15 protein-coding genes are annotated in these 19,098 nt (G+C 65.4%); 7 read left to right on the forward strand and 8 right to left on the reverse strand.

The annotated features are described in order from the left end of the window. Positions 1 to 57: 57 nt before the first annotated feature. Complete coding sequence (locus ACSC1P_RS13460) at positions 58 to 990, forward strand: ABC transporter ATP-binding protein (RefSeq protein WP_435360703.1); 933 nt, start codon at positions 58 to 60, stop codon at positions 988 to 990. Between the two features lie 30 nt (positions 991 to 1,020). Here the strand turns inward: ACSC1P_RS13460 and ACSC1P_RS13465 are convergent, their stop codons facing one another. The 4 genes from ACSC1P_RS13465 to ACSC1P_RS13480 all read right to left on the reverse strand — a co-directional run bounded on the left by ACSC1P_RS13465 (position 1,021) and on the right by ACSC1P_RS13480 (position 7,063). Continuing rightward, a complete protein-coding gene (locus tag ACSC1P_RS13465; protein WP_435360704.1) occupies positions 1,021 to 2,103 on the reverse strand; it encodes a sugar ABC transporter permease in 1,083 nt (360 codons plus the stop codon). Next, positions 2,100 to 3,053 (reverse strand): carbohydrate ABC transporter permease, encoded by a 954-nt coding sequence (locus ACSC1P_RS13470; RefSeq protein ID WP_435360705.1) that lies wholly within the window; start codon positions 3,051 to 3,053, stop codon positions 2,100 to 2,102. The genes ACSC1P_RS13465 and ACSC1P_RS13470 overlap by 4 nt, the downstream gene beginning before the upstream one ends. Before the next feature lie 3 nt (positions 3,054 to 3,056). Next, positions 3,057 to 4,385 (reverse strand): extracellular solute-binding protein, encoded by a 1,329-nt coding sequence (locus tag ACSC1P_RS13475; protein ID WP_435360706.1) that lies wholly within the window; start codon positions 4,383 to 4,385, stop codon positions 3,057 to 3,059. Between the two features lie 134 nt (positions 4,386 to 4,519). After that, positions 4,520 to 7,063: a glycoside hydrolase family 15 protein gene (locus ACSC1P_RS13480; protein ID WP_435360707.1), complete on the reverse strand. Its 2,544-nt coding sequence runs from the start codon at positions 7,061 to 7,063 to the stop codon at positions 4,520 to 4,522. Between the two features lie 173 nt (positions 7,064 to 7,236). On the opposite strand from ACSC1P_RS13480, the gene ACSC1P_RS13485 reads away from it, so the two are divergent. After that, positions 7,237 to 8,367, forward strand: coding sequence for an ABC transporter ATP-binding protein (locus tag ACSC1P_RS13485; RefSeq protein WP_435360708.1), 1,131 nt, complete (start codon positions 7,237 to 7,239; stop codon positions 8,365 to 8,367). 79 nt (positions 8,368 to 8,446) lie between these two features. On the opposite strand, the gene ACSC1P_RS13490 is transcribed toward ACSC1P_RS13485, so the two are convergent. Beyond that, on the reverse strand, positions 8,447 to 10,504 hold the full coding sequence (locus ACSC1P_RS13490; RefSeq protein WP_435360709.1) for a DUF7997 domain-containing protein: 2,058 nt from the start codon (positions 10,502 to 10,504) through the stop codon (positions 8,447 to 8,449). A gap of 153 nt (positions 10,505 to 10,657) precedes the next feature. On the opposite strand from ACSC1P_RS13490, the gene ACSC1P_RS13495 reads away from it, so the two are divergent. Together ACSC1P_RS13495 and ACSC1P_RS13500 are read left to right on the forward strand one after the other, a co-directional pair. Beyond that, the gene (locus ACSC1P_RS13495; RefSeq protein WP_435361509.1) at positions 10,658 to 11,740 is read left to right on the forward strand and encodes a TrmB family transcriptional regulator; all 1,083 of its coding nucleotides are present in this window, start codon (positions 10,658 to 10,660) and stop codon (positions 11,738 to 11,740) included. A gap of 45 nt (positions 11,741 to 11,785) precedes the next feature. Next, positions 11,786 to 12,559: an ABC transporter permease gene (locus ACSC1P_RS13500; protein WP_435360710.1), complete on the forward strand. Its 774-nt coding sequence runs from the start codon at positions 11,786 to 11,788 to the stop codon at positions 12,557 to 12,559. A gap of 14 nt (positions 12,560 to 12,573) precedes the next feature. Here the strand turns inward: ACSC1P_RS13500 and nucS are convergent, their stop codons facing one another. The 3 genes from nucS to ACSC1P_RS13515 form a co-directional block, all read right to left on the reverse strand. Next, on the reverse strand, positions 12,574 to 13,374 hold the full coding sequence (nucS, locus tag ACSC1P_RS13505) for an endonuclease NucS (protein ID WP_435360711.1): 801 nt from the start codon (positions 13,372 to 13,374) through the stop codon (positions 12,574 to 12,576). Between the two features lie 66 nt (positions 13,375 to 13,440). Further along, complete coding sequence (gene katG / locus ACSC1P_RS13510) at positions 13,441 to 15,579, reverse strand: catalase/peroxidase HPI (protein ID WP_435360712.1); 2,139 nt, start codon at positions 15,577 to 15,579, stop codon at positions 13,441 to 13,443. A gap of 133 nt (positions 15,580 to 15,712) precedes the next feature. Continuing rightward, a complete protein-coding gene (locus tag ACSC1P_RS13515) occupies positions 15,713 to 16,705 on the reverse strand; it encodes a S1C family serine protease (RefSeq protein WP_435360713.1) in 993 nt (330 codons plus the stop codon). Positions 16,706 to 16,861: 156 nt separating this feature from the next. On the opposite strand from ACSC1P_RS13515, the gene ACSC1P_RS13520 reads away from it, so the two are divergent. The 3 genes from ACSC1P_RS13520 (at position 16,862) to ACSC1P_RS13530 (ending at position 19,098) form a co-directional block, all read left to right on the forward strand. Further along, a complete protein-coding gene (locus ACSC1P_RS13520) occupies positions 16,862 to 17,365 on the forward strand; it encodes a twin-arginine translocation signal domain-containing protein (RefSeq protein ID WP_435360714.1) in 504 nt (167 codons plus the stop codon). 72 nt (positions 17,366 to 17,437) lie between these two features. Next, on the forward strand, positions 17,438 to 18,112 hold the full coding sequence (locus ACSC1P_RS13525) for a DUF4166 domain-containing protein (protein ID WP_435360715.1): 675 nt from the start codon (positions 17,438 to 17,440) through the stop codon (positions 18,110 to 18,112). Next, positions 18,109 to 19,098, forward strand: coding sequence for a YndJ family protein (locus ACSC1P_RS13530; protein ID WP_435360716.1), 990 nt, complete (start codon positions 18,109 to 18,111; stop codon positions 19,096 to 19,098). Before ACSC1P_RS13525 ends, ACSC1P_RS13530 begins: the two co-directional genes overlap by 4 nt.

The following is a 19,098-nucleotide window of genomic DNA, read 5'->3' on the forward strand; positions in this document are numbered from 1 at the left end:
AAAACACAAACAGAAAACGAACCTACTTCCTGCCCGCACACCCAATTTCCAGCAACAATGACTGACGCGATAGTCGCCGACGACCTCGAAAAGTCGTACGGCGACACGGTCGCGCTCTCGGGCGTCTCGCTCACCATCCCTGAAGGCGAGGTGTTCGCGCTCATCGGCCCGAACGGCGCGGGGAAGACGACGCTCGTGCGCTCGCTGACCGGAACCGTCGAACCGTCCAGCGGAAGCGCGACTCTCCTCGGTGTGCCCCCATCGAAGACCGAGAAGGACCGCATCGGCGTCCTCCCGCAATCGTTCTCGCCGCCGGAGCGACTGACCGCACACGAGGTCGTCGGCTACTACGCGGGCCTGTACGACGAAGCGCGCGACGTGGACGAAATTCTCCAAGAAGTCGGCGTCGCTGAGAAGTCAGACACGTGGTACGAGAACTGCTCGGGCGGCCAGCAACGCCGTATCTGTCTCGGGGCGACGCTGGTCAACGACCCGGACGTACTCTTCCTCGACGAACCGACGACGGGTATCGACCCGGCCGGGCGGCGCACGCTCTGGGAGCGAATCGAGACGCTGGCGGCGGGCGGGACGACCGTGTTTCTCACGACACACGACATGGCCGAGGCGGAGCGACTCGCGGACAGAGTCGGCCTGCTCGCCGACGGCGAACTGGTCGCGGTCGGGACGCCGCGCGAACTCGTGGAGGAGTACGTCGCCGAGGACCGGCTGACTGTGGCCGTCACTGGTGACACCGAGCGGGCGATGAACGCCGTCGAGTTCCCGGCGTCAGTGTCCGGCAACGACGTGGTGTTCACGGGCGTCTCACCGCAGGACATCGGCACGGTCGTCGACGACCTCGACAGCGCGGGCGTCGAGTACACGTCGGTCGCGTGGGCCGAGCCGTCGCTCGAAGACGTGTATCTGGAGTTGACGGGGGAGTCGTTCGCGCAGGAGCAGGCGCGGGCCGCGCCGGTCGCACAGCAGGAGTAACCCCACGAAAAGAGAGAATCTGTTTCTGGCTCAGCCTTCGACGCCGCCGAACGACAGCCCGTCCTCGATGTACCGCTGCGACACGAGGTAGATGAGCATGATGGGCAGCGCGAAGGTGAGTGCGAACGCCGAGAACTTCGGCCACGGCGTCGAGTACTCGCTCACGAGCAGGTACAGGCCCACGGGGAGCGTGTACTGGTCGGTCGCGAGGATGGTCTGTGCCACGACGAACTCCGTCCATCCGGCGAGGAAGGTGAAGATGAACACCGTGGCGAGCCCGGCCTTCGACAGCGGGAGGACGACCTCCCAGACGACTCTGAGCGCGGACGCGCCGTCGACGTAGGCCGCCTCCTCGTAGGAGGCCGGAATTCCGTCCATGTACGTCTTCAACAGCCACGTGTTGAACGGAACCGCGGTCGCCGCGTAGTAGCACGACAGCGCGAACGTGTTCGCGTCGAGACCGACTTTGACGAACAACGCGTACAGGGCGATGAGGCTCGCGATGCCGATGCCGCCGCCGACCTGCGTGAACAGCACGTAGCCGTACAGCAGTTTCGAGCGGCCGATGAACTGCCGACGCGAGAGCGCGTACGCCCCGGGGACGATCATACACATCGAGAGGATGACCGTCGGCACGGCGACGACGACGCTGTTCCAGAAATACTTCTGGAACTGACTCGGGTACTCGACGCCGTGTGCGCTGGCGTCGAGCAGGACGAGCTTCGGCGTCTTGAGGAACACATCGTAGCCGATACCGGGAATCGTGAGCGACACCCGGTAGCCTGGGAGAATGAGGTCACCCAGCACCCAGACGAACGTCTGGAGCGTCGGGGCCTCCGGCAGGAGTTTGATGCCGGTCGTCGCGAAGAACGACCCGGTCCCGCCCGAAATCGCGAGCTTGAACACCCAGTAGATGGGGAACAAGAGGAGCGAGACCGTGACGAGCGCGGCCAGCGTCGAGACAAGCGTGCGCGCGACGAGCGCCGGGTTCACGTCGCCGGAGCGGATGCCCGCAATCGTGTAGCGAACCTCTTCGTACGCGCGCAGCGGCGAAGTCGCGACCAGTTTCACGTCGTTGCCGAGGCTCCGCGCGATGGTGCCAACGAGGCTCATGCGTCACCCACCCCGTCGGCGAGTTTGCCCTTCTTCACGTTGAGCCACATGAACGCGCCGATGAACAGCAGCGTCAGCACCATGATGGACGCGGCGCGGCCGTAGCGTGGCGTCGAGTTGAACGCCTCGGTGTAGCCGTAGTGGATGAGCAGCGAGTTCGTCCCACTCGGCCCGCCGTCGTTGAAGATGAACGGAATGAGGAACTGCTGGAACGACGCCGCCGCCGTCAGAATCCCGCCGAACATCACCGGGCGTTTGATGGCCGGCAACGTGACGTGCCAGAACCGGTGGAAGTAGCCTGCGCCGTCGACCTTCGCGGCGTCGTGCAGCGCGTCGGGCACGTCCTGGAGTGCGCTCACGGTGATGATGACGATGAAGGGGTACGCCAGCCAGACTTCGGTCACGTTGTAGGTGAGGAAGGCCAGCCAGCGCTCGGTCATCCAGTTCGCCTTGTCCAGGCCAAACTGGATGAGGACCTTGTTCGCCAGACTGTACCGAGCGTTGTTGAATATCTTCGACCAGACGGTGATTGAGAACACCGCCGGCAGCCCCATCGGGAGGATGACGAGCGCGCGCATGAACCGCTGGCCGCGGACGCGTTCGCCGGTCAGAATCATCGCGACGGCGATGCCGAACAGAAGCTTCAGCACGACGCTCGTCGCGACGAACAGCCACGTGATTCCCAGCGAGTTCCAAAAGCTCGGGTCCGACAGTATCGTGATGTAGTTCTCCAGTCCGATGAACTGCTCACTCCCCGTGTGAATACTCGTCGCTGGGGCGTTGGTCGCCCGCATGAACGAGAGGTACACGAGGTAGATGACCGGGTAGAACATGAACGCCGAGAACAGGAACAGTCCCGGCAGGACGAGGAACAGCCCGCCGTTCTCACGGACCCACGGGTGCCACTCGTACTCGCGTGCTCGCTGGGCGATTCGATTTCTCGTGGACATCGCCTATCCCCAGTTCTCGCGCACCTTCGCGGCGGCTTCCTTGAGTGCCTTCTCCGGTGAGGCCTGGCCGTTGTACACCTTCAGGATGGCATCGTCGGTCGGGCCCCACACGTCCTGCATGTTCGGGTGGGTCGGCATCGGGATACCCTGGTCGACCGCTTCGGTGTAGCCCTGCACGTTCGCGGGCAAGTCGTCGCTCGACGCGAGTTCCTTGTGGACCGGGATGTAGGAGTGCTCCTCGACGAGCGTGTTGAGGACGTCTTTGTCCGTCGCGTACCACTCGGCGAACTCGCGGGACGCGGTCGCGTTCGCCTCCTTGCCCTTGCCCATCTTCTTCGAGAAGAACAGGAGTTTGACACCGGTGTACGGCGACGGTTCACCGCCATCCGGCGTGGGGAGCGGCGCGACGCCGACGTCGACGCCGGCTTCTTTCGCCCCACCGAGGAACCACGGGCCGTTGATGGCGAACGGCGCTCGACCCTGCTTGAACGGCTCGGCCTGTGCGCCGTACTTCGGCGAGTCGGGCATGTAGGGTGCGAGCTGTTCCTTCACGAATTTCAGGCCCTCGATGGTCTCCTGTTTCTCCAGCCCGACCTCGTCATTCTCTGCGTCGTAGTAGTAGCCGCCGAAGGCGTGGACGAACCCACTCATGAAGTAGGAGTTCACGGGGTAGCTGAGCCCGTACATTCCGTCTTTCGGGGCGTGGTGTTCGTCCATGATGGACTGCATCTCGCTCACCGTCTCCGGCGGCGAGTCGACCAGTTCCTTGTTGTAGACGAGGCCGACGGTCTCCGCCGCGTACGGGAGGCCGACGGTCGCACCGTCGAACTGCGAGGCCTTCGCGGCGACCTCGGTGAAGTACTCAGAGAGGTCGAGGCGCAGCGAGTCGCTCTGGTCGACGAGCCAGCCGTTGCTGTAGTACTTGCCAGCCCAGTCGTGGGCGTGGTCGAACGAGTGCGGGCCCTTCCCTGCGGGGATGGCCGTCTCGGTCTTGGTGCTGAGTTCGGCGACTTCGGACAGGTTGACTTGCTGGTCGTAGTCGCTGTTGAACTGCTTCACCTGGTCCTGGAAGATGCGCTTTTCGGCCTGCTTGCGTGCGTGCCACATCGACGCCGTCCCGCCCGAGTTCTCGGGTTCGATGACTTGCAGTCCCTCCTCGCCGTCGGACGTGGTACCCGTGCCGTCGCCGCCACCGTTCCCGTCGGAACCGTCGCTGTCGTCGGCCGCGCTCGTCGAATCGTCTGTCTCCGAAACGCCCAGACAGCCGGCTGCGCCTCCGAGGACGCCCATCGCTGCCACCTTCTTCAGCATCTCTCTCCGGTTCGTGCTCATGGCTGAATCTATGATGAACTATGTGTTCATACATTTAGTTCTTTGGGTGTTAACGTCTCGCAATAGAGGCGTATAGTGTCGACTCACGGTGAGAGACCCCCGAAAACCGCAGTTATTCGCCGCCGGGGATGGGCCTACTCGACGACCGAGACGGTCCCCTGTCGCACGGCCAGCGACCGGGTCGAACCTGCCTCGTCGCCCACATCGACAGCAGCAGCATCAACATCGTCTTCACCGACAGCCACGACGGTCACCGAGTTCCGCCCCGGTTCCAGTTCCAAGGTCGCCGAGAACTCATCGTCGTCGATGGCAGCCTCGACGGTCCGTCCGCGTGACCGGACGAGGACCCGATTCACACTCGTGGCTCCTCGAATCGTCACCTCGCTCTCGTCGACGACCGACTCCGGCCACGAGACGTCGATTGCTGGCGCAGCAGGCAGGTCGCTCCCGACGTACCGTTCAGCCACTGGCCGCGGCGTCTCGACCGGTTCGCCCACGTCGAGCGATTGTGACAGTCGGACGTACTGCGCCATGCTCCACGCGAGCGGGGTCGCACTGCCGATGCCCTCGCCGAACTCCCAGCCGAACTCGCTCGGCTCTTCGCGGTCCCACACCTGCTCGGGAATCATCCGGCCCGTGTTGGCGAAGCGTCGCATCGTTCGGAGGAGGTTCGCTGGCGCGAAATCACCCGACTCGGTCCCGGCGAGCAGTTCGTACTCGCCACGCTCGCCCGTGAAGATGGGCCAGAGGCGGCCCTTGCCCGCCTCCGAAATCGACCACGGTGCACCCGCACCGACGCTCCCGTCTGGGCCCTGTTCGCCGTAGCCGTCGCCGTTGTACCGGTACCACGCCGGGCCGTTCGGGGTGTCCACCCGAATCGTGTCGTCGACGACTGCGAGTGAATTGCGAACCGTCGGGTCGTCCCACGGGAGCACGCCGAGGCGGACGAGTTCGAGGAAGCCCGCGTCGACGACCGCGCGTTCGTCCAGCGTTGGGCCGCCGTTGGCCAGCGAGCGCGGTGCGCCGTCGTCCGGGTCGGTGTCGTCGTTGACGCGGACGTAGTAGGGCACCTGCTCGTGGCCGTCTGCCCCGGTCGTCGTTGCACACCACGAGCCGACCGACCGCCGCCAGTGGTCGGCGACGGCGCGGTAGACCAGTGCATCCGTCTCGTCACCTGCTTCCTCGGCCAGTTCCGCGGCACAGATCAGTCCCGCGATTTCTGCGGCGATGGTGCTCGGCGAGAAGCCGTCTTCTTCCTCCCAGCGTTCTTGCTCGGTCGCCGGTCCGGAGTGGACCACGTACTCGGCGAGTTCGCGCACGTCGCGGTAGTCGTAGTCGGCGTCGTCGAAGCCGTAGTCGTGTCGCGCCCGGAGTTGATACGCCATCACGAGCGGGAACGCGATTTCGTCGAGTTGCTCGCCGCTCCAGCGAGTCCGACCGTCGACGAACGTGTTCTGTGGGAGGAAGCCGTCGCCGTCGTGCTGGTACGCGAAGACGTACTCCAGCGCGTCGATGGCGCTCTCGCGGTCGCCCATCGCGTCGAAGGCGGTGAACACCTGATACAGGTCGCGCGCCCAGACGAAGTTGTAGCCGTAGTCTCCTGCGTCCTGGTTCTCGACGCCTTCGCCCCACGGGACAGATGGGCTGGCGATGCCCGCTCCGGAGTAGGTCTTGTCCTCGACGGCCTTGAGGACCATCGCAGCCGAGCGGTACTGGTCCGCGAGCGCGTCGTCGCCTGCGACCGAGTCGGGCACGTCGAGGCCGTCGAGGTAGTCGCGCCACGACGAGACGTAGTCGTGGCGAGTCTGCTCGAATTCGTCGGTTGCGGCCGCGGTGGCCGCCTCGATTGCAGCGTCGGTGTCGCCACCGGTAGCGAACCCGAGCGCGATGGTCTCCTCGGCACAGGTGACATCGAGTGCGACGGAACTGACGAGCGTGACGACACCGGTCTCGCTGTCGCTGCCACCCTCGTGCTCGCTGCCGAACTGTTCGACGGCAGCGTCGCTGCGCTCGAAAACGGCCGCGTCGGTGAACCCGACCTCACCGCCGGCACTGTTCGCGATGGCGAGCGAGACGACGTGCGGGTCGCCGTCCTCGTCGGTCATCAGGATGCCGTCTTCCCCGGTGTCGGTCGCGCTCAGCACGTGTCCGCCGTCCAGCGAGTGGACCTCGGCGAGCGTGTGCTCGGCCCGACCCGAGGGCGTCGGGTCGCAGACCAGCCAGACGTCGTAGATTTCCTCGGCGTCGAAGCTGAAGTCACAGACGATGGCGTCGCGTTCGGTGTCAGTGACGTATTCCAGTTCGAGTGTCCACGACGGCACGCTCTGGTCCGTCTCGCTGATGGCCTGTCGGAACGACAGGGCGTCGCTCTCGGTCGGTTCGGCCGTCCGCTCCAGCGTGTCCTCAGTTCCCTGTTCGATGTGCGTGTGCGCGACGTAGCCGTCGCGGTCGGTCACCACGAACCAGAGCGCGCTCGCGTTGAGCAGGTCGATTCGTGGGAAGCGCGGTTCGGTCAGCGCGCCCTCGGTGAGCGTGAACCACGTCTTCGACGGGTCGTCGGATGCGTGGTCCGCCGCGGTGCCGACGGCGTACTTCTCGCCGGTGGTCCACGTCGTCGCTACTGGGGATGTCACGGTCTGTTCCTCGTCCTCGCCGTCGTTAGGTTTCGTCTCGGTCATAGTCGAACTCGGGGGTGCGGACTCTGGGGCGACCGTCGTCACGTCGCAGGTGTGTCATCGAACCGTACAAGACACAGACAGAACCGGGGGCTCTAAAAAGACTACGAATTATTGCGTAACAGATTCACAATTTTGCGTAAGAACTATGTGGTGGTACACACTCACACAGTACAATGACTGGCCTGCGAATCGAGAAGTTACGGAAGGAGTTCGACGCCGGGTCCATCGTCGCCGTCGACGACGTGTCGCTCGACATCGACGACGGTGAGTTCGTCACCGTCGTCGGCCCGTCGGGTTGTGGCAAGACGACCACACTGCGAATGATCGCGGGACTGGAGACCGCGACCTCGGGACACATCTACATCGGCGACGAGGACGTGACCGACCAGAGCGCCCGCGGGCGCGACGTGGCGATGGTGTTCCAGAACTACGCGCTCTACCCGCACAAGACCGTCGCCCAGAACATGGCGTTCGGGCTGCGCATGAGCACCGACCTCTCGAAGGAGGAACGCCAAGAGAAGGTCGAGTGGGCAGCCGAGATGATGGACATCGAAGAGCTACTGGAGAAGAAACCCGGCGAACTCTCCGGCGGACAGAAACAGCGCGTCGCGCTCGGCCGTGCCATCGTCCGCGAACCGGCCGTCTTCCTGTTCGACGAGCCACTGTCGAACCTCGACGCGAAGCTCAGAACGACGATGCGCACCGAGATTCAGCGCCTCCAGAACGAACTCGACATCACGGCCGTCTACGTCACGCACGACCAGGAGGAGGCGATGACGATGGGCGACCGCCTCGTCATCCTGAACGATGGCCACCTCCAGCAGGTCGGCGCGCCCAAAGAGGTCTACGAGAACCCGACCAACGACTTCGTCGGCGGTTTCATCGGCTCGCCGAGTATGAACTTCGTCGACGTGCGCGCCGAGTCGACGGGGAACGGGCTCGCCCTCTACGGCGACGGCTTCGACTACCGCCTCTCGGGCGACGCGGCGGCCCGATTCGACGGACTCGGCGGCGAAGACCTCGTCCTCGGCGTCCGCCCGGAGGACGTGCAACCCGCACCGGAAGGCACGGACAACGCCGTCACGGCGACGGTCGAAGTCCTCGAACCGGTCGGCAGCGACAACTACCTCTACCTCGACGTGGCCGAGTCGTTCATCGCCCGCGTCGCCAGCGACTTCGAACCGGAACCGGGCGAGCAGGTGACGGTCCAGTTCGAGGCATCGAACGTGCACCTGTTCGACGCGGAGACCGGCGAAGCACTCGCCGACGACCGTGATGGGCGGCCGGTCGAGCAGGTCGCGTAAGCGCAATTGTCGCGAATACAGTCGACAGCACGTCGAAAACAGAGACAAGAACAGAGACCGGAACCGCGATTTTTCTGCCTCAGTCGTCTTCGTTCGCGACCGACACCGACCGAGTGGCAGCCGTCTGCTGATCCGCCGTTTTCTCGGCAACCATCGCCAGCCGAATCGCGTGCGGCCAGCCGAGCGGCGTCGCGCTGTCGGGCGTGCCGTCGTCGAACACTTGCTCGGGCAGGAAGTCGCCCGGGTAACAGAGGCTGCCACCGGGAAGGAGTTCTGCGAGCAGGTCGTCGGCCCAGTCTACGAACTCGCTCCCGTCTCGGCCCTGTTCGACCAGTAAGTCGGCGAACGCGCTCGCGGCATGTGCGCCCCACGCGGTCGATACGGTCCAGATTTTCGGGGCTGCTTGCTCTCGCTGTCGCCAGTCGTCGCCCTCGTAGCGAACTAACCCAGCGACCGAATCAGTCTCGCGATAGAGTCCGTCGAGTGTCGTCTCCATGTGGCTCGTGAGTCGGTCCAGTCGCTCCTCGTCGACGACGCCGACTTCGGCCGCTTCGGCGTGTGCCTCCGCGAGCGCGAAGGTGCTCGAATCGAGTCTGTCGTCCTGCTCGCCGTCATCGATGCGGAGCGCGAAAACGCCGCGGTCGGTCACCCGGAGGTCGTCGATGCCGTCGTACACGGTCCGTGTCTGGGCCGCGGCGTGCTCGGCGAGGTCGCCGACGGGGGCCTGCGCGACGCTGGCGTACGCCTGCAGGTAGGTCGCGGCTGTGTGCGTGAACCGACCCGCCATGTCCTCCCACGCGTTCTGGCAGCGACCGGGCAGTCCGTCGGCTTCGAGTGAGTCGTCGAGTGCGGCCACGGCATCGGTCAGCACTTCCTCGATGGCCTCGGGGTCGTCCGGGTCGCCCCGGCGCAGATAGGTCGCGAGGAACGCCACGACGCTGGCGGTCTGGTCGGCCTGATAGTCGACGCCTCCGCCTTCGACCATCGCGTTCGCCCACCCGGGTGCGAGCGACTGGTCGCAGGGCCAAACGCGGTGTGGCCACGAGCCGTCGTCGCACTGGGTCTCGCGGTAGAAGCGCGCGCTGGCGGCGAACTGCTCTTCGAGGCCGAGGTCGAGTGCGGCGTCAGCGTCGAGCAGGTAGCGCGAAATCTCACCGTCGTCTCGGAACCAGGTGTAGCCGTAGCCACCGGAGTGCTCGTAGAACGGGTCGAAGTCCGGCCCGGCGATGCGCGGGCCGTCGGGCGAGGCGAGCAGACGGAGGACGCGCCGGTCGGCGGCGATGGCGGTTTCGTGGGCGGAGTCGGTGTCGTCAGTGCCCATAGCTGTGGGGCCATTTCCGACCTGTGCGTTCGCGGTGACAGCCAGTGACGCCGCGTCGTGGTCGGCCGCGAGTGCTGCGACTTCGTCGACGGCCGCACCACGCTCGTCGCCGGTTTCGGCGAGCAGGGTCGAGACGGTCACCGCGCCGTCGTCGAACGGTGCGACGGCGACGAGGTCGCCACCGAGTTTGCCCGCCTCGTAGGAATCGTCCTCAACCGAGCGAGGGTGGTCGATTGGGTCGTCGCCGAGCAGTTCGCCGAGTCCCTCGGGCCGCTGACCGCGGACCGCATCGAAGCCGGTGTCGGCCGCGAGCAGGTTTCGCTCGCGCCGGTGGTACGCTTCGACGACGCCGCGGTCCTCGTAGACGAGTTGGCCAATCTGACTTTCAGTGCCTTCCGGGGCAAACGTGGCGAAGACGACGAGTTCGTCTATTTCCGAGGCTCGTTCGCCGTCGACTGCGACCTGTGTGACGTGCGCACGACCGATTGTCAGGTCGGTCTTCACGACGCGACAGCCCGCGCCCGCGAACGTCGTCTCGACGAGCGCGGTGTCGCCGTGGTACTGCTGGGAGACGGTGTCGAACTCGTCGAGCCAGTGGGTTTCGTCGTCGACCCGGAGCCCGAACCGAGACCGGACGAGACCATGCAGTCCCGACAGCGGCGCGGAGAAGTCGCGCAGTCGGCCGTCCGCGCCGACGTAGACGAGTCGCGCGTCGAGACCGGAGAACAGCCCGGAAGTCGTCCGACACTCGCCCGGGAAGACGGTTTGCCCGCCGTGGGTCCGTTTATAGTCGTTCAGCGCGGCACGCAATTGCATTGGTTCGTGGTGGCAGGCCGCAGCTATAAAACTTGTTGTAATAGTAGTTCACAGATTATAGTGTGGAGTCGAATCGCCCACCTGTTCGGCCCGACGACGCTCGAAAACCGTAAGTCGGGGTGGACCGTCGGTGCCGACAACGACCCTGCAACGATGGACGACACGACACTGATCGACCGGTTGGCACGCCTCGGCCTCTCCGAGAAGGAGATAGATACCTACCTCACCATCCTCGACCACGGCGAGGCGAAGGCGAGTACCATCGCACAGGACGCTGGCGTGTCGAAACGCTACGTCTACAGCGTGAGCGAGAAGTTGCAGGCACGCGGCTTCGTCGAGGTGAACGACCACGCCGTCCCGACGCTCATCCGGGCGAATCCCCCGGAAGAAGTCGTCGACCGACTCACGGCCGAGTTGAAGACGCTCGGCCCGGACCTCTCTGAGCGATGGAACCGCGTCACCGAGGACCGCCGGGAGTTCGAGGTCGTCAAAGCCCGGGCGACCGTGCTGAAGCGCATTCGGGAATTTCTCACGACCGCGACGGCGGAAGTCACACTCTCGATGCCCCGGAGCGTCCTCCCCGAGGTGGCCGACGAGTTGCGCGACACCGTCGAACGCGGCGTCCTCGTCTTCCTCATCCTGACGGGCGACACGGGCGAGGGCGAGCCCGAAATCGACGGCGACCGACCGGTCGCCAGCGTCGCCCGCGTGTGGGAAGAACGCGCCCCGGTGCTGTTCACGGTCGACACGGAACTCGGGCTGTTCGCTCCCTACGACCTGCTTGCCCGCGCCAACACGGGTGAGCAGGCGGTCACCATCGCGCAGGAACAACTCGTCCCGGTGCTCGTCGGCTCGTTCTTCGGAAACTACTGGCCGATGGCCGAGGAGGCTGCCGTGGTCGAGCCGACACCCCTGCCGAAGACGTTCGAAAGCTTCAGGCAGGCTGTCTTCGAAGCGACCCTCCACCGACAAGCTGGTGTCGAGGTCGAGGCGACGGTCGAGGCCCGGCCCGTGCCCACCGAGGGCGATTTCGAGACGCTCACCGGCCGCGTGGTCGGCGTCCGCCAGAACCTCATCGTCCCCGGCCAGAGCGACCTCGCGGTCGAGAACTCGCTCACGCTCGACATCGGTGACCGGACCATCAGCGTCGGTGGCCCCGGCGCGTTCGTCGAGGATTACGAAGCGCGCTCGGTCCGCCTCGAAGCCGTCGAAGACGGGAGCGACGCCGACGAGTAAGGCGAAACCGACGCTTCTTAACCCGGGCGGGACCGACTGCCAGCCATGACCGCAGTGAGTCGCGTCCGGTCCGAGGCGGTCGCCGCGTGGCACTCCTTCCTGCGACGGCGCGTCGCCGTGTTCTTCACGTTCTTCTTCCCCGTCCTGCTCGTGGGCATCTTCGGCGCGCTCGTGCAGACGAATCCAGCCGGCGGCGGCCTGTTCGCCGAGGACCCGGCGTACTACGTCCCGGCGTACCTCGCCGTCGTCGTCCTGCAGACACCACTGTCGCGCATGGGCGCGGAGGTCGCCCGACACCGCGAGGGTAGTCGCTTCGAGAAACTGGCGACGACCCCGCTCTCTCGCGCGGAGTGGCTCGCGGCGCACACACTCGTGAACACGGCCATCATCGGCATCGCGGGCGTCGTCCTGCTCGGCCTCACGGTCGCCCTGACCGGAGCCGACGTGACGTACTCACCGCTCATTCTCGCGTACGTCCTGCTCGGCGTCGCCACGTTCTGCGGCGTCGGGTCGATGCTCGGCGCGCTCTCTGATTCGCAAGACGGCGCAGTGACGGCCGCCAACGCGGTCGGCCTGCCGCTGTTGTTCCTCTCAGAGACGTTCGTCCCGCCGTCGATGCTCCCCGACTGGTTCCACCCCATCGTCGCGCTGTCGCCACTGACGTACTTCGCGCAGGGACTGCGACAGGTCATGTGGGCGGGGTCGGAGACGGGCACCGTCGTACTCGGCCTCGACGGTATCCAGTCGCTGGCGGTGCTCGGCGTGCTGGCAGTGCTGTTCTTCGGACTCGGCGCGAAAGTGATTCCGCAGACGGATTAGGCGGAAGAGCCGATTCAGAGGAAATCGGACAGCGTCTTCTCGGTCGCCTCGCGCTTTTCCACGTCGAACTCCGCCAGTCGGACGAACTCCAGTCCGTCGTCGCGGAGCGCACGCTTCACCCGGTCGCTGGTCGACGGCGCGACGAGCATCCCGCGAACTTCTGGGTTCGACTCGCGATACAGGTCGACATACCGTTTGAGTTGGTCGAAGTTGTTCAGCGTCGCCTGCCGACGCTTCACCTCGACGACGATGGGCGTCCCGTCGGTGTCGCGTGCGAAGAAGTCGATGAAGCCGTACTTCGTCTCGCGCTCGTGTTCGACGACTCTGACGCCGTCGCCGAGTGTCTCCTCGGGGTTGCGCTCGATGTACTCGTGCATCTCCGCCTCGGTCCCTCGCTCCTGATACTCGACGGGGTCGTCGGCGTCGAAGCGCGAAAGCTGGTAGATGTCGTGGAGGTAGACTCTGAGGTACTCGTTCGGGTTCGACCGGCGGGCGTACAGTAGTGGCGCGGTAGCCTCGCCGGAGTCGGCCTCGTCGTCGCCTTCTGCCTCGTCCTCGTCGAACTCGACCTTGATCGTCGCCCCGCCGGGCATCCAGTTCACGGGTTTGTGGCCCGAGGGCCGATGGACGAGCAGTGTCCCGTCGGGCTTGCAGACGACGAGGCGTTCGCCCGGCGCGAGATAGCCGCCGCTGCGGCCGTCGTACTCGACCTCGCACTCGGCCATGACCGACACCATCGCGCCGTCGCGCAGGCTCTCGCGCACGACGCGCTCGACGGTCGCCGCGTCGGGCGACTCGTACCGTTCGGTAGACATGGCTCTCGGGTTCTGGCCGATTCGAAAAAAGGTGTCCGATTCGTGGTCGCGAATTCGCTGCGTCGTCTATTCGAGGTCGAAACGGTCGAGCGTCATGACCTTGTGCCACGTCTCGGCGAAGTCCTGCACGAACTTCTCCTCGGCGTCGTCGCCGCCGTACACGTCTGCGATGGCGCGGAGTCGGGAGTTCGAGCCGAAGATGAGGTCCGCGCGAGTCCCTTCCCACACGACTTCGTCGGTGTCACGGTCGCGGGCTTCGAACCGGTTGTCCGTGCCCTCGACCGGCTCCCAGTCCGTGTCCATGCTGAGCAGGTTCACGAAGAAGTCGTTGGTCAGCGTCTCCGGTTCGTCGGTGAAGACGCCGAGGTCGGTGTCGTCGTAGTTCGCGTCAAGCACGCGCAGACCGCCGACCAGCACCGTCATCTCGGCCGCAGTCAGGTTCAGCAGTTCGGCCTTGTCGACCAGCATCTCTTCTGCGGTGTAGTCGACGTCGTCGCCGAGGTAGTTCCGGAAGCCGTCGGCGTCGGGCTTGAGCGCGTCGAACGAGTCCACGTCGGTCTGCTCCTGCGTGGCGTCCGTGCGACCCGGTTCGAACGGCACATCCACGTCGTAGCCAGCGTCTGCTGCTGCCTGCTCGACGGCCGCGTTGCCGCCCAGCACGATGAGGTCTGCCAGCGAGACCTGCGTCCCGTCGGAGCGAGAGCTGTTGAAGTCCTCCTGAATCCCTTCGAGGGTTTCGAGGACGGTCGCGAGCTGCTCCGGCTCGTTGACCTCCCAGTTCTTCTGGGGCTTGAGACGGATGCGCGCGCCGTTCGCGCCACCGCGCTTGTCGCTGCCGCGGAACGTCGAGGCCGACGCCCAGGCGGTCTTGACCAGTTCGGAGACGGAGAGGTCCGAATCGAGGATTTCCGCCTTGAGTTCGGCGGCTTCGTCGTCGCCGATGACGTCGTAGTCCGCGTCCGGGAGCGGGTCCTGCCACAGCATCTCCTCGTCCGGGACCTCCGGGCCGCGGAACCGAATCGGCGGGCCCATGTCGCGGTGGGTCAGTTTGTACCACGCCTTCGCGAACGCGTCCTGGAACGCCTTCGGGTCCTCCTGGAAGCGTTCGAGAATCTCACGGTACTCGGGGTCACGCTTCAGCGCGACGTCCGTCGTCAGCATCATCGGGGTGACCGAGTCCGGCGCGCCCTCGACGTCCGGCACGGTGTTCTCCAGTTCGTCGCCGACCGGATGCCACTGCCACGCACCGCCGGGGCCCTTCTCCGGTTCCCACTCGTAGTCGAGCAGGTTGGCGATGTAGCCCATGTCCCACCGCGTCGGGGCGTCGGTCCACGGCCCTTCGATGCCGCTGGTGATGGTGTCGGTACCTTTCCCAGTGCCGTGCTCGCTCTCCCAGCCGAGGCCCTGCTTCTCGATGGGTGCGGCTTCCGGCTCGGGGCCGAGGTTGTCGCCGGAAGCAGCACCGTGAACTTTCCCGAACGTGTGGCCGCCGGCGATGAGTGCGGCGGTCTCCTCGTCGTTCATGGCCATGCGGCTGAACGCTTCGCGGATGTTGGCCGCGGATCCTTCGGTGTCCGGTTCGCCGTCCGGGCCTTCGGGGTTCACGTAGATGAGGCCCATGACGGTCGCACCGAACGGCTGCTGGAGGTCGCCGTCGTCGTCGAAGCGGTCGGACGCTTCCATCTCGTCCTCGGGGCCCCAGTCGACGGCCTCGTCGGGTTCGTAGGCGTCCTCACGGCCGCCGGCGAAGCCGAACGTCTCGAAGCCCATCGATTCGAGGGCGACGTTCCCGGTCAGAATCAGCAGGTCGGCCCACGAGAGCTGCTGGCCGTACTTCTGCTTGACGGGCCAGAGCAGGCGTCGGGCCTTGTCGAGGTTCGCGTTGTCGGGCCAACTGTTGAGGGGCGCGAATCGCTGTGCACCGCCGCCCGCGCCGCCGCGGCCGTCCTTCGTGCGGTATGTCCCGGCGCTGTGCCACGCCATCCGGATCATCAGTGGTCCGTAGTGGCCGTAGTCTGCCGGCCACCACTCTTTCGAATCAGTCAGTACTGCCTCGATGTCCGACTTCACGGCGTCGAGGTCGAGTGACTCGAACGCCTCACCGTAGTCGAACTCCTCGCCCATCGGCCCGACGTCACGGGCGTTCTGGTCGAGAATCTGCAAGTTCAGCTGATTCGGCCACCAATCTTGGTTGGACCCTTTCATCAACGAGGGATTGTTGCTTTCGCCTATTAAGATTGCCTAACTCGGTGAGGAAGTCTTGTTCATTGCGGAATAAATATTGTCGATTGGCGAACTGAAGCAGTGTGGGTTCCGTCTTCGACTCCCCGATTTCTCGTCAGTCGACTCGAATCCGCGTCCCACCCTCGTCGCTCCCGTTCTCCGAGTTCGCGCGATCGGTGACGACGAGTCGTTCGGTCGTCTCACCGGCGCGACGGCGAACAGCCAACTCGACCGTATCACCGGGGCGAACCTCGGTCATGAGGTAGCGTACCAGTTCCTCGTGCGCGTGGAGTTCCTGCCCGTCGATACCGACGATGATGTCGCCGCCGACGGGGACTTCACGTCCTCGGACGACGGCCGCGTCGTGACAGCCGCCGAGCACGCCGCTCGCCGGACCCTCTCGCACGTCGACGACGAGGATACCGCGCGCCTCGTCGAGCCCATTCGCTTCGGCGACCGTCGGCGAAACGTCCATCGTCCGGACGTGGAGAGTCGCGTGGTCGGTGTGGCCGCGCGCGACGAGGTCGGGAACGACCCGGCGGACGAGTTTCGGCGAGATGGCGAAGCCGATGTTGTCGCCCTGTCGCGCGCGGTTGACGCCGACGACTTCGCCGTCGAGCGTGACCAGCGGTCCGCCGGAGTTGCCCGGATTGATGGGTGCGTCGGTCTGGACCGTGTCGGGGATAGTGAACCCCTCACCGGTCGGCATCGACCGGTTGACACCCGAGACGATGCCTGCGGAGATGGTCCCGTCGAGGCCCATCGGATTCCCCAATGCGGCCACGGGCACGCCCGGCTCTGGGTTCGACTCGGCGACCGGCAACGGCGTCACGTAGTCGGGTAGTCCAGCGACGCGGACGACGGCGAGGTCGGTCGCCGGGTCGGTCCCGACGACCGTTGCACTTCGCCACTCGCCGCCAGAGAACCGACATTCGACCGTCTCCGCGCGGGCCACCACGTGCTGGTTCGTGACGATGTGGCCGTCCTCGTCGTAGACGAACCCCGACCCCGACCCGTGGTAGTGGTGGTCGGTCGTCGGATAGATCGAGACGACTGCGGGGATAGTCGTGCGATACAGGGCTGTGTACGTGCGGTCTGGCTGCGTCATGTGGTGTGCGACACCTTCGCACTAACCTTGGGTAAGTGTGGTTCGTATATAGCCGACTCGCAACCCCTCAGTGGGTCGTTCAGACAGACGGACGTATTAGACGCGCTGAACAGTCCCCACAAAGACATATATCTCCAAACGACAAAATCGGGGTATATGCCCTCCCGTCGTACGTTTCTCGGTGCTGCTGGAACCGGCGTTCCGTTACTGCTTGCGGGCTGTCTGAACTCTCCCAAGCACGTCGAGGGGTACATTCAGTTCAAATCGATACACGGTGTCAACGAGGAACCGGGCCGACATGAAGGAGTCTCCATCATCGACGTCGACGCCAGCTACGCCCCGAACGAGGAGCCACCGGGCCTCGTCCACCTCGACGAGGAGTGGGCAGACCGCTTTCCCGACCCGAGAGCGCCGGTCGTCTCCGATGCACTGCACGACGCGTTCACCGAACGATTCGACTCGATACGGTACATCGTCGGCACCACCAGTCCGGGATGGGCCGAAGACGGCGAGTCCGTCGGGAGTTTCAACGTCGCGACGACGCGGGAGAACTTCAACCGAGTACAGGTCCACTCGAAGGTCACGGCCTCGTCGGATGGCACGTACCTCACCATCCACTCGGTCGACGGTCTGTGGGAGTTCGATGCGGACGGGCAATAGCGACGAACGGGGTTTCTTCGGGGGTCGGCTGGCCCACCAACAGTAATAGTCCGCCACCGAGAAGCCGCGACCATGACCGGTGTCTACGAGCACGCACTCGGCGACGCGGCCGACGACCTGCACCCGAAGGTCCGCGAACGCTACGGCATCGGCCCCGACGACGGGACCGCGTGCGTGGGCCGCGGTCGGATGCACATCAGTCGCGGCACGCACACGCTGCCGGTGCTGTACGCGATGACGACGCAGAATCTCCTCTTTCCCGAGGCGGGACGCGACGTACCCTTCACCGTGACGACGGTCGGCTACGAGAACGAGGCTGGGTACGAAGTGCTGACGACCGCGCGCGAGTTCGACTTCGGGCGCAAGCGACGACGGTTCGACTCGTTGACTGTCTGGGACCACGAGCACGAGCGCCTGCTCGACTTCCTCGGCACTGACGGACTCATCGCGTCTGAACTCCGCCCGCGGGTCGAATCGGGCACGCTCGTCGTCGAGGGCGGCCGTCAGTGGACACACGTCGGTGACCGCTACGTCCGCCTGCCCAGGCCACTCGCGGCCAGCGTCGAGGTGCGCGACCGGTACGACGAAGTTGACGAGCAGTTCCACGTGACCGCGACGGTCGAGAGCACGCTCACGGGCCACGTCATGAGCTATCGTGGGGCCTTCACGCAGGCGTTCGAGGAGATGGCGCGCGTGCCTGCCGACCTCCGGCCGTCGCGGGGCCTGTCGAACCTCCCGCCGGTATGAGCGGCGTCGAATCGCCCGCGGTCCGCAGTCGGTACGAGATTCGTGGCCTCGCAGTCACCGACCTGAGTACGATTCTCGGTGCAGTCGGCTGGCTCTTCGTCGTGTTCGTCCTCGCGAGCGATTTCGACATCGTCGACCGGGCACTGTCGCTCGCAGTTCTCGTGCTGGTCCCGCTGGGTATCGGGATGGCTGCCACACCTCGTTTTTCCGGGCTCGCCGGACGGCTTTGCACTGCTGCGATTCTCGCACAACCAGTCGCGGCAGTGTTGTTCGTCGGGTCGCTGTTCGAGTCGGTCGATGGCCAAACAGCGGCCGCCATCGCCGCGCCGTGGTTGCTCGTCACTGGACTGCTCGCGCTGACTGCACTCGTCCGAGCCCACACTCGGGTCAGTGACCACTGTGGACTGACGCCGCTCTCGGAGACGGTCATCGACGCCGGACTGGCGTATTCGGTCGTCGGCGCGAGTGCACTCTTGCTCTTTCATCTCGACGTTACGTTCTGGTTCAGCCGGACAATCATCCGGCTCACGGCGGTCCACTTCCACTACGCTGGGTTCGCACTCCCAGTGATAACCGGCCTCGTCGGCCGCGCCGTCGACGAGCAATCGCGGGTGTACGACGCGGCCGCGTCGGTCGTCCTCGTCGGACCGGGCATCATCGCGGTCGGTATCTCGTTTTCGCCGGTCGTCGAAGTCGTCGCCGTCTCGGTGTTCACGCTTGCGGTTGCGGTCCTCGCCGCGTTCGTGCTCGGTCGCGTCGTGCCGTCGCGGCCGCGAGCACAGGGAATCTTGCTCGGCCTGTCAGCGCTGGCGCTCCCGGTGTCGATGGCGCTGGCACTCGGCTACGCGGTTTCGGTGTTCACGAACACCGACCTCGGCCTGCGAATCCCGACGATGATTCGGGTTCACGGCTCGCTGAACGCCTTCGGGTTCGCACTGCTCGGGCTGGTGGGCTGGCGGGTCGCGGTGCCGGAACTCGAGTCTTGA

The organism is Haloarchaeobius caseinilyticus (genome assembly GCF_051207395.1).
In the GTDB taxonomy this organism is placed as follows: domain Archaea; phylum Halobacteriota; class Halobacteria; order Halobacteriales; family Natrialbaceae; genus Haloarchaeobius.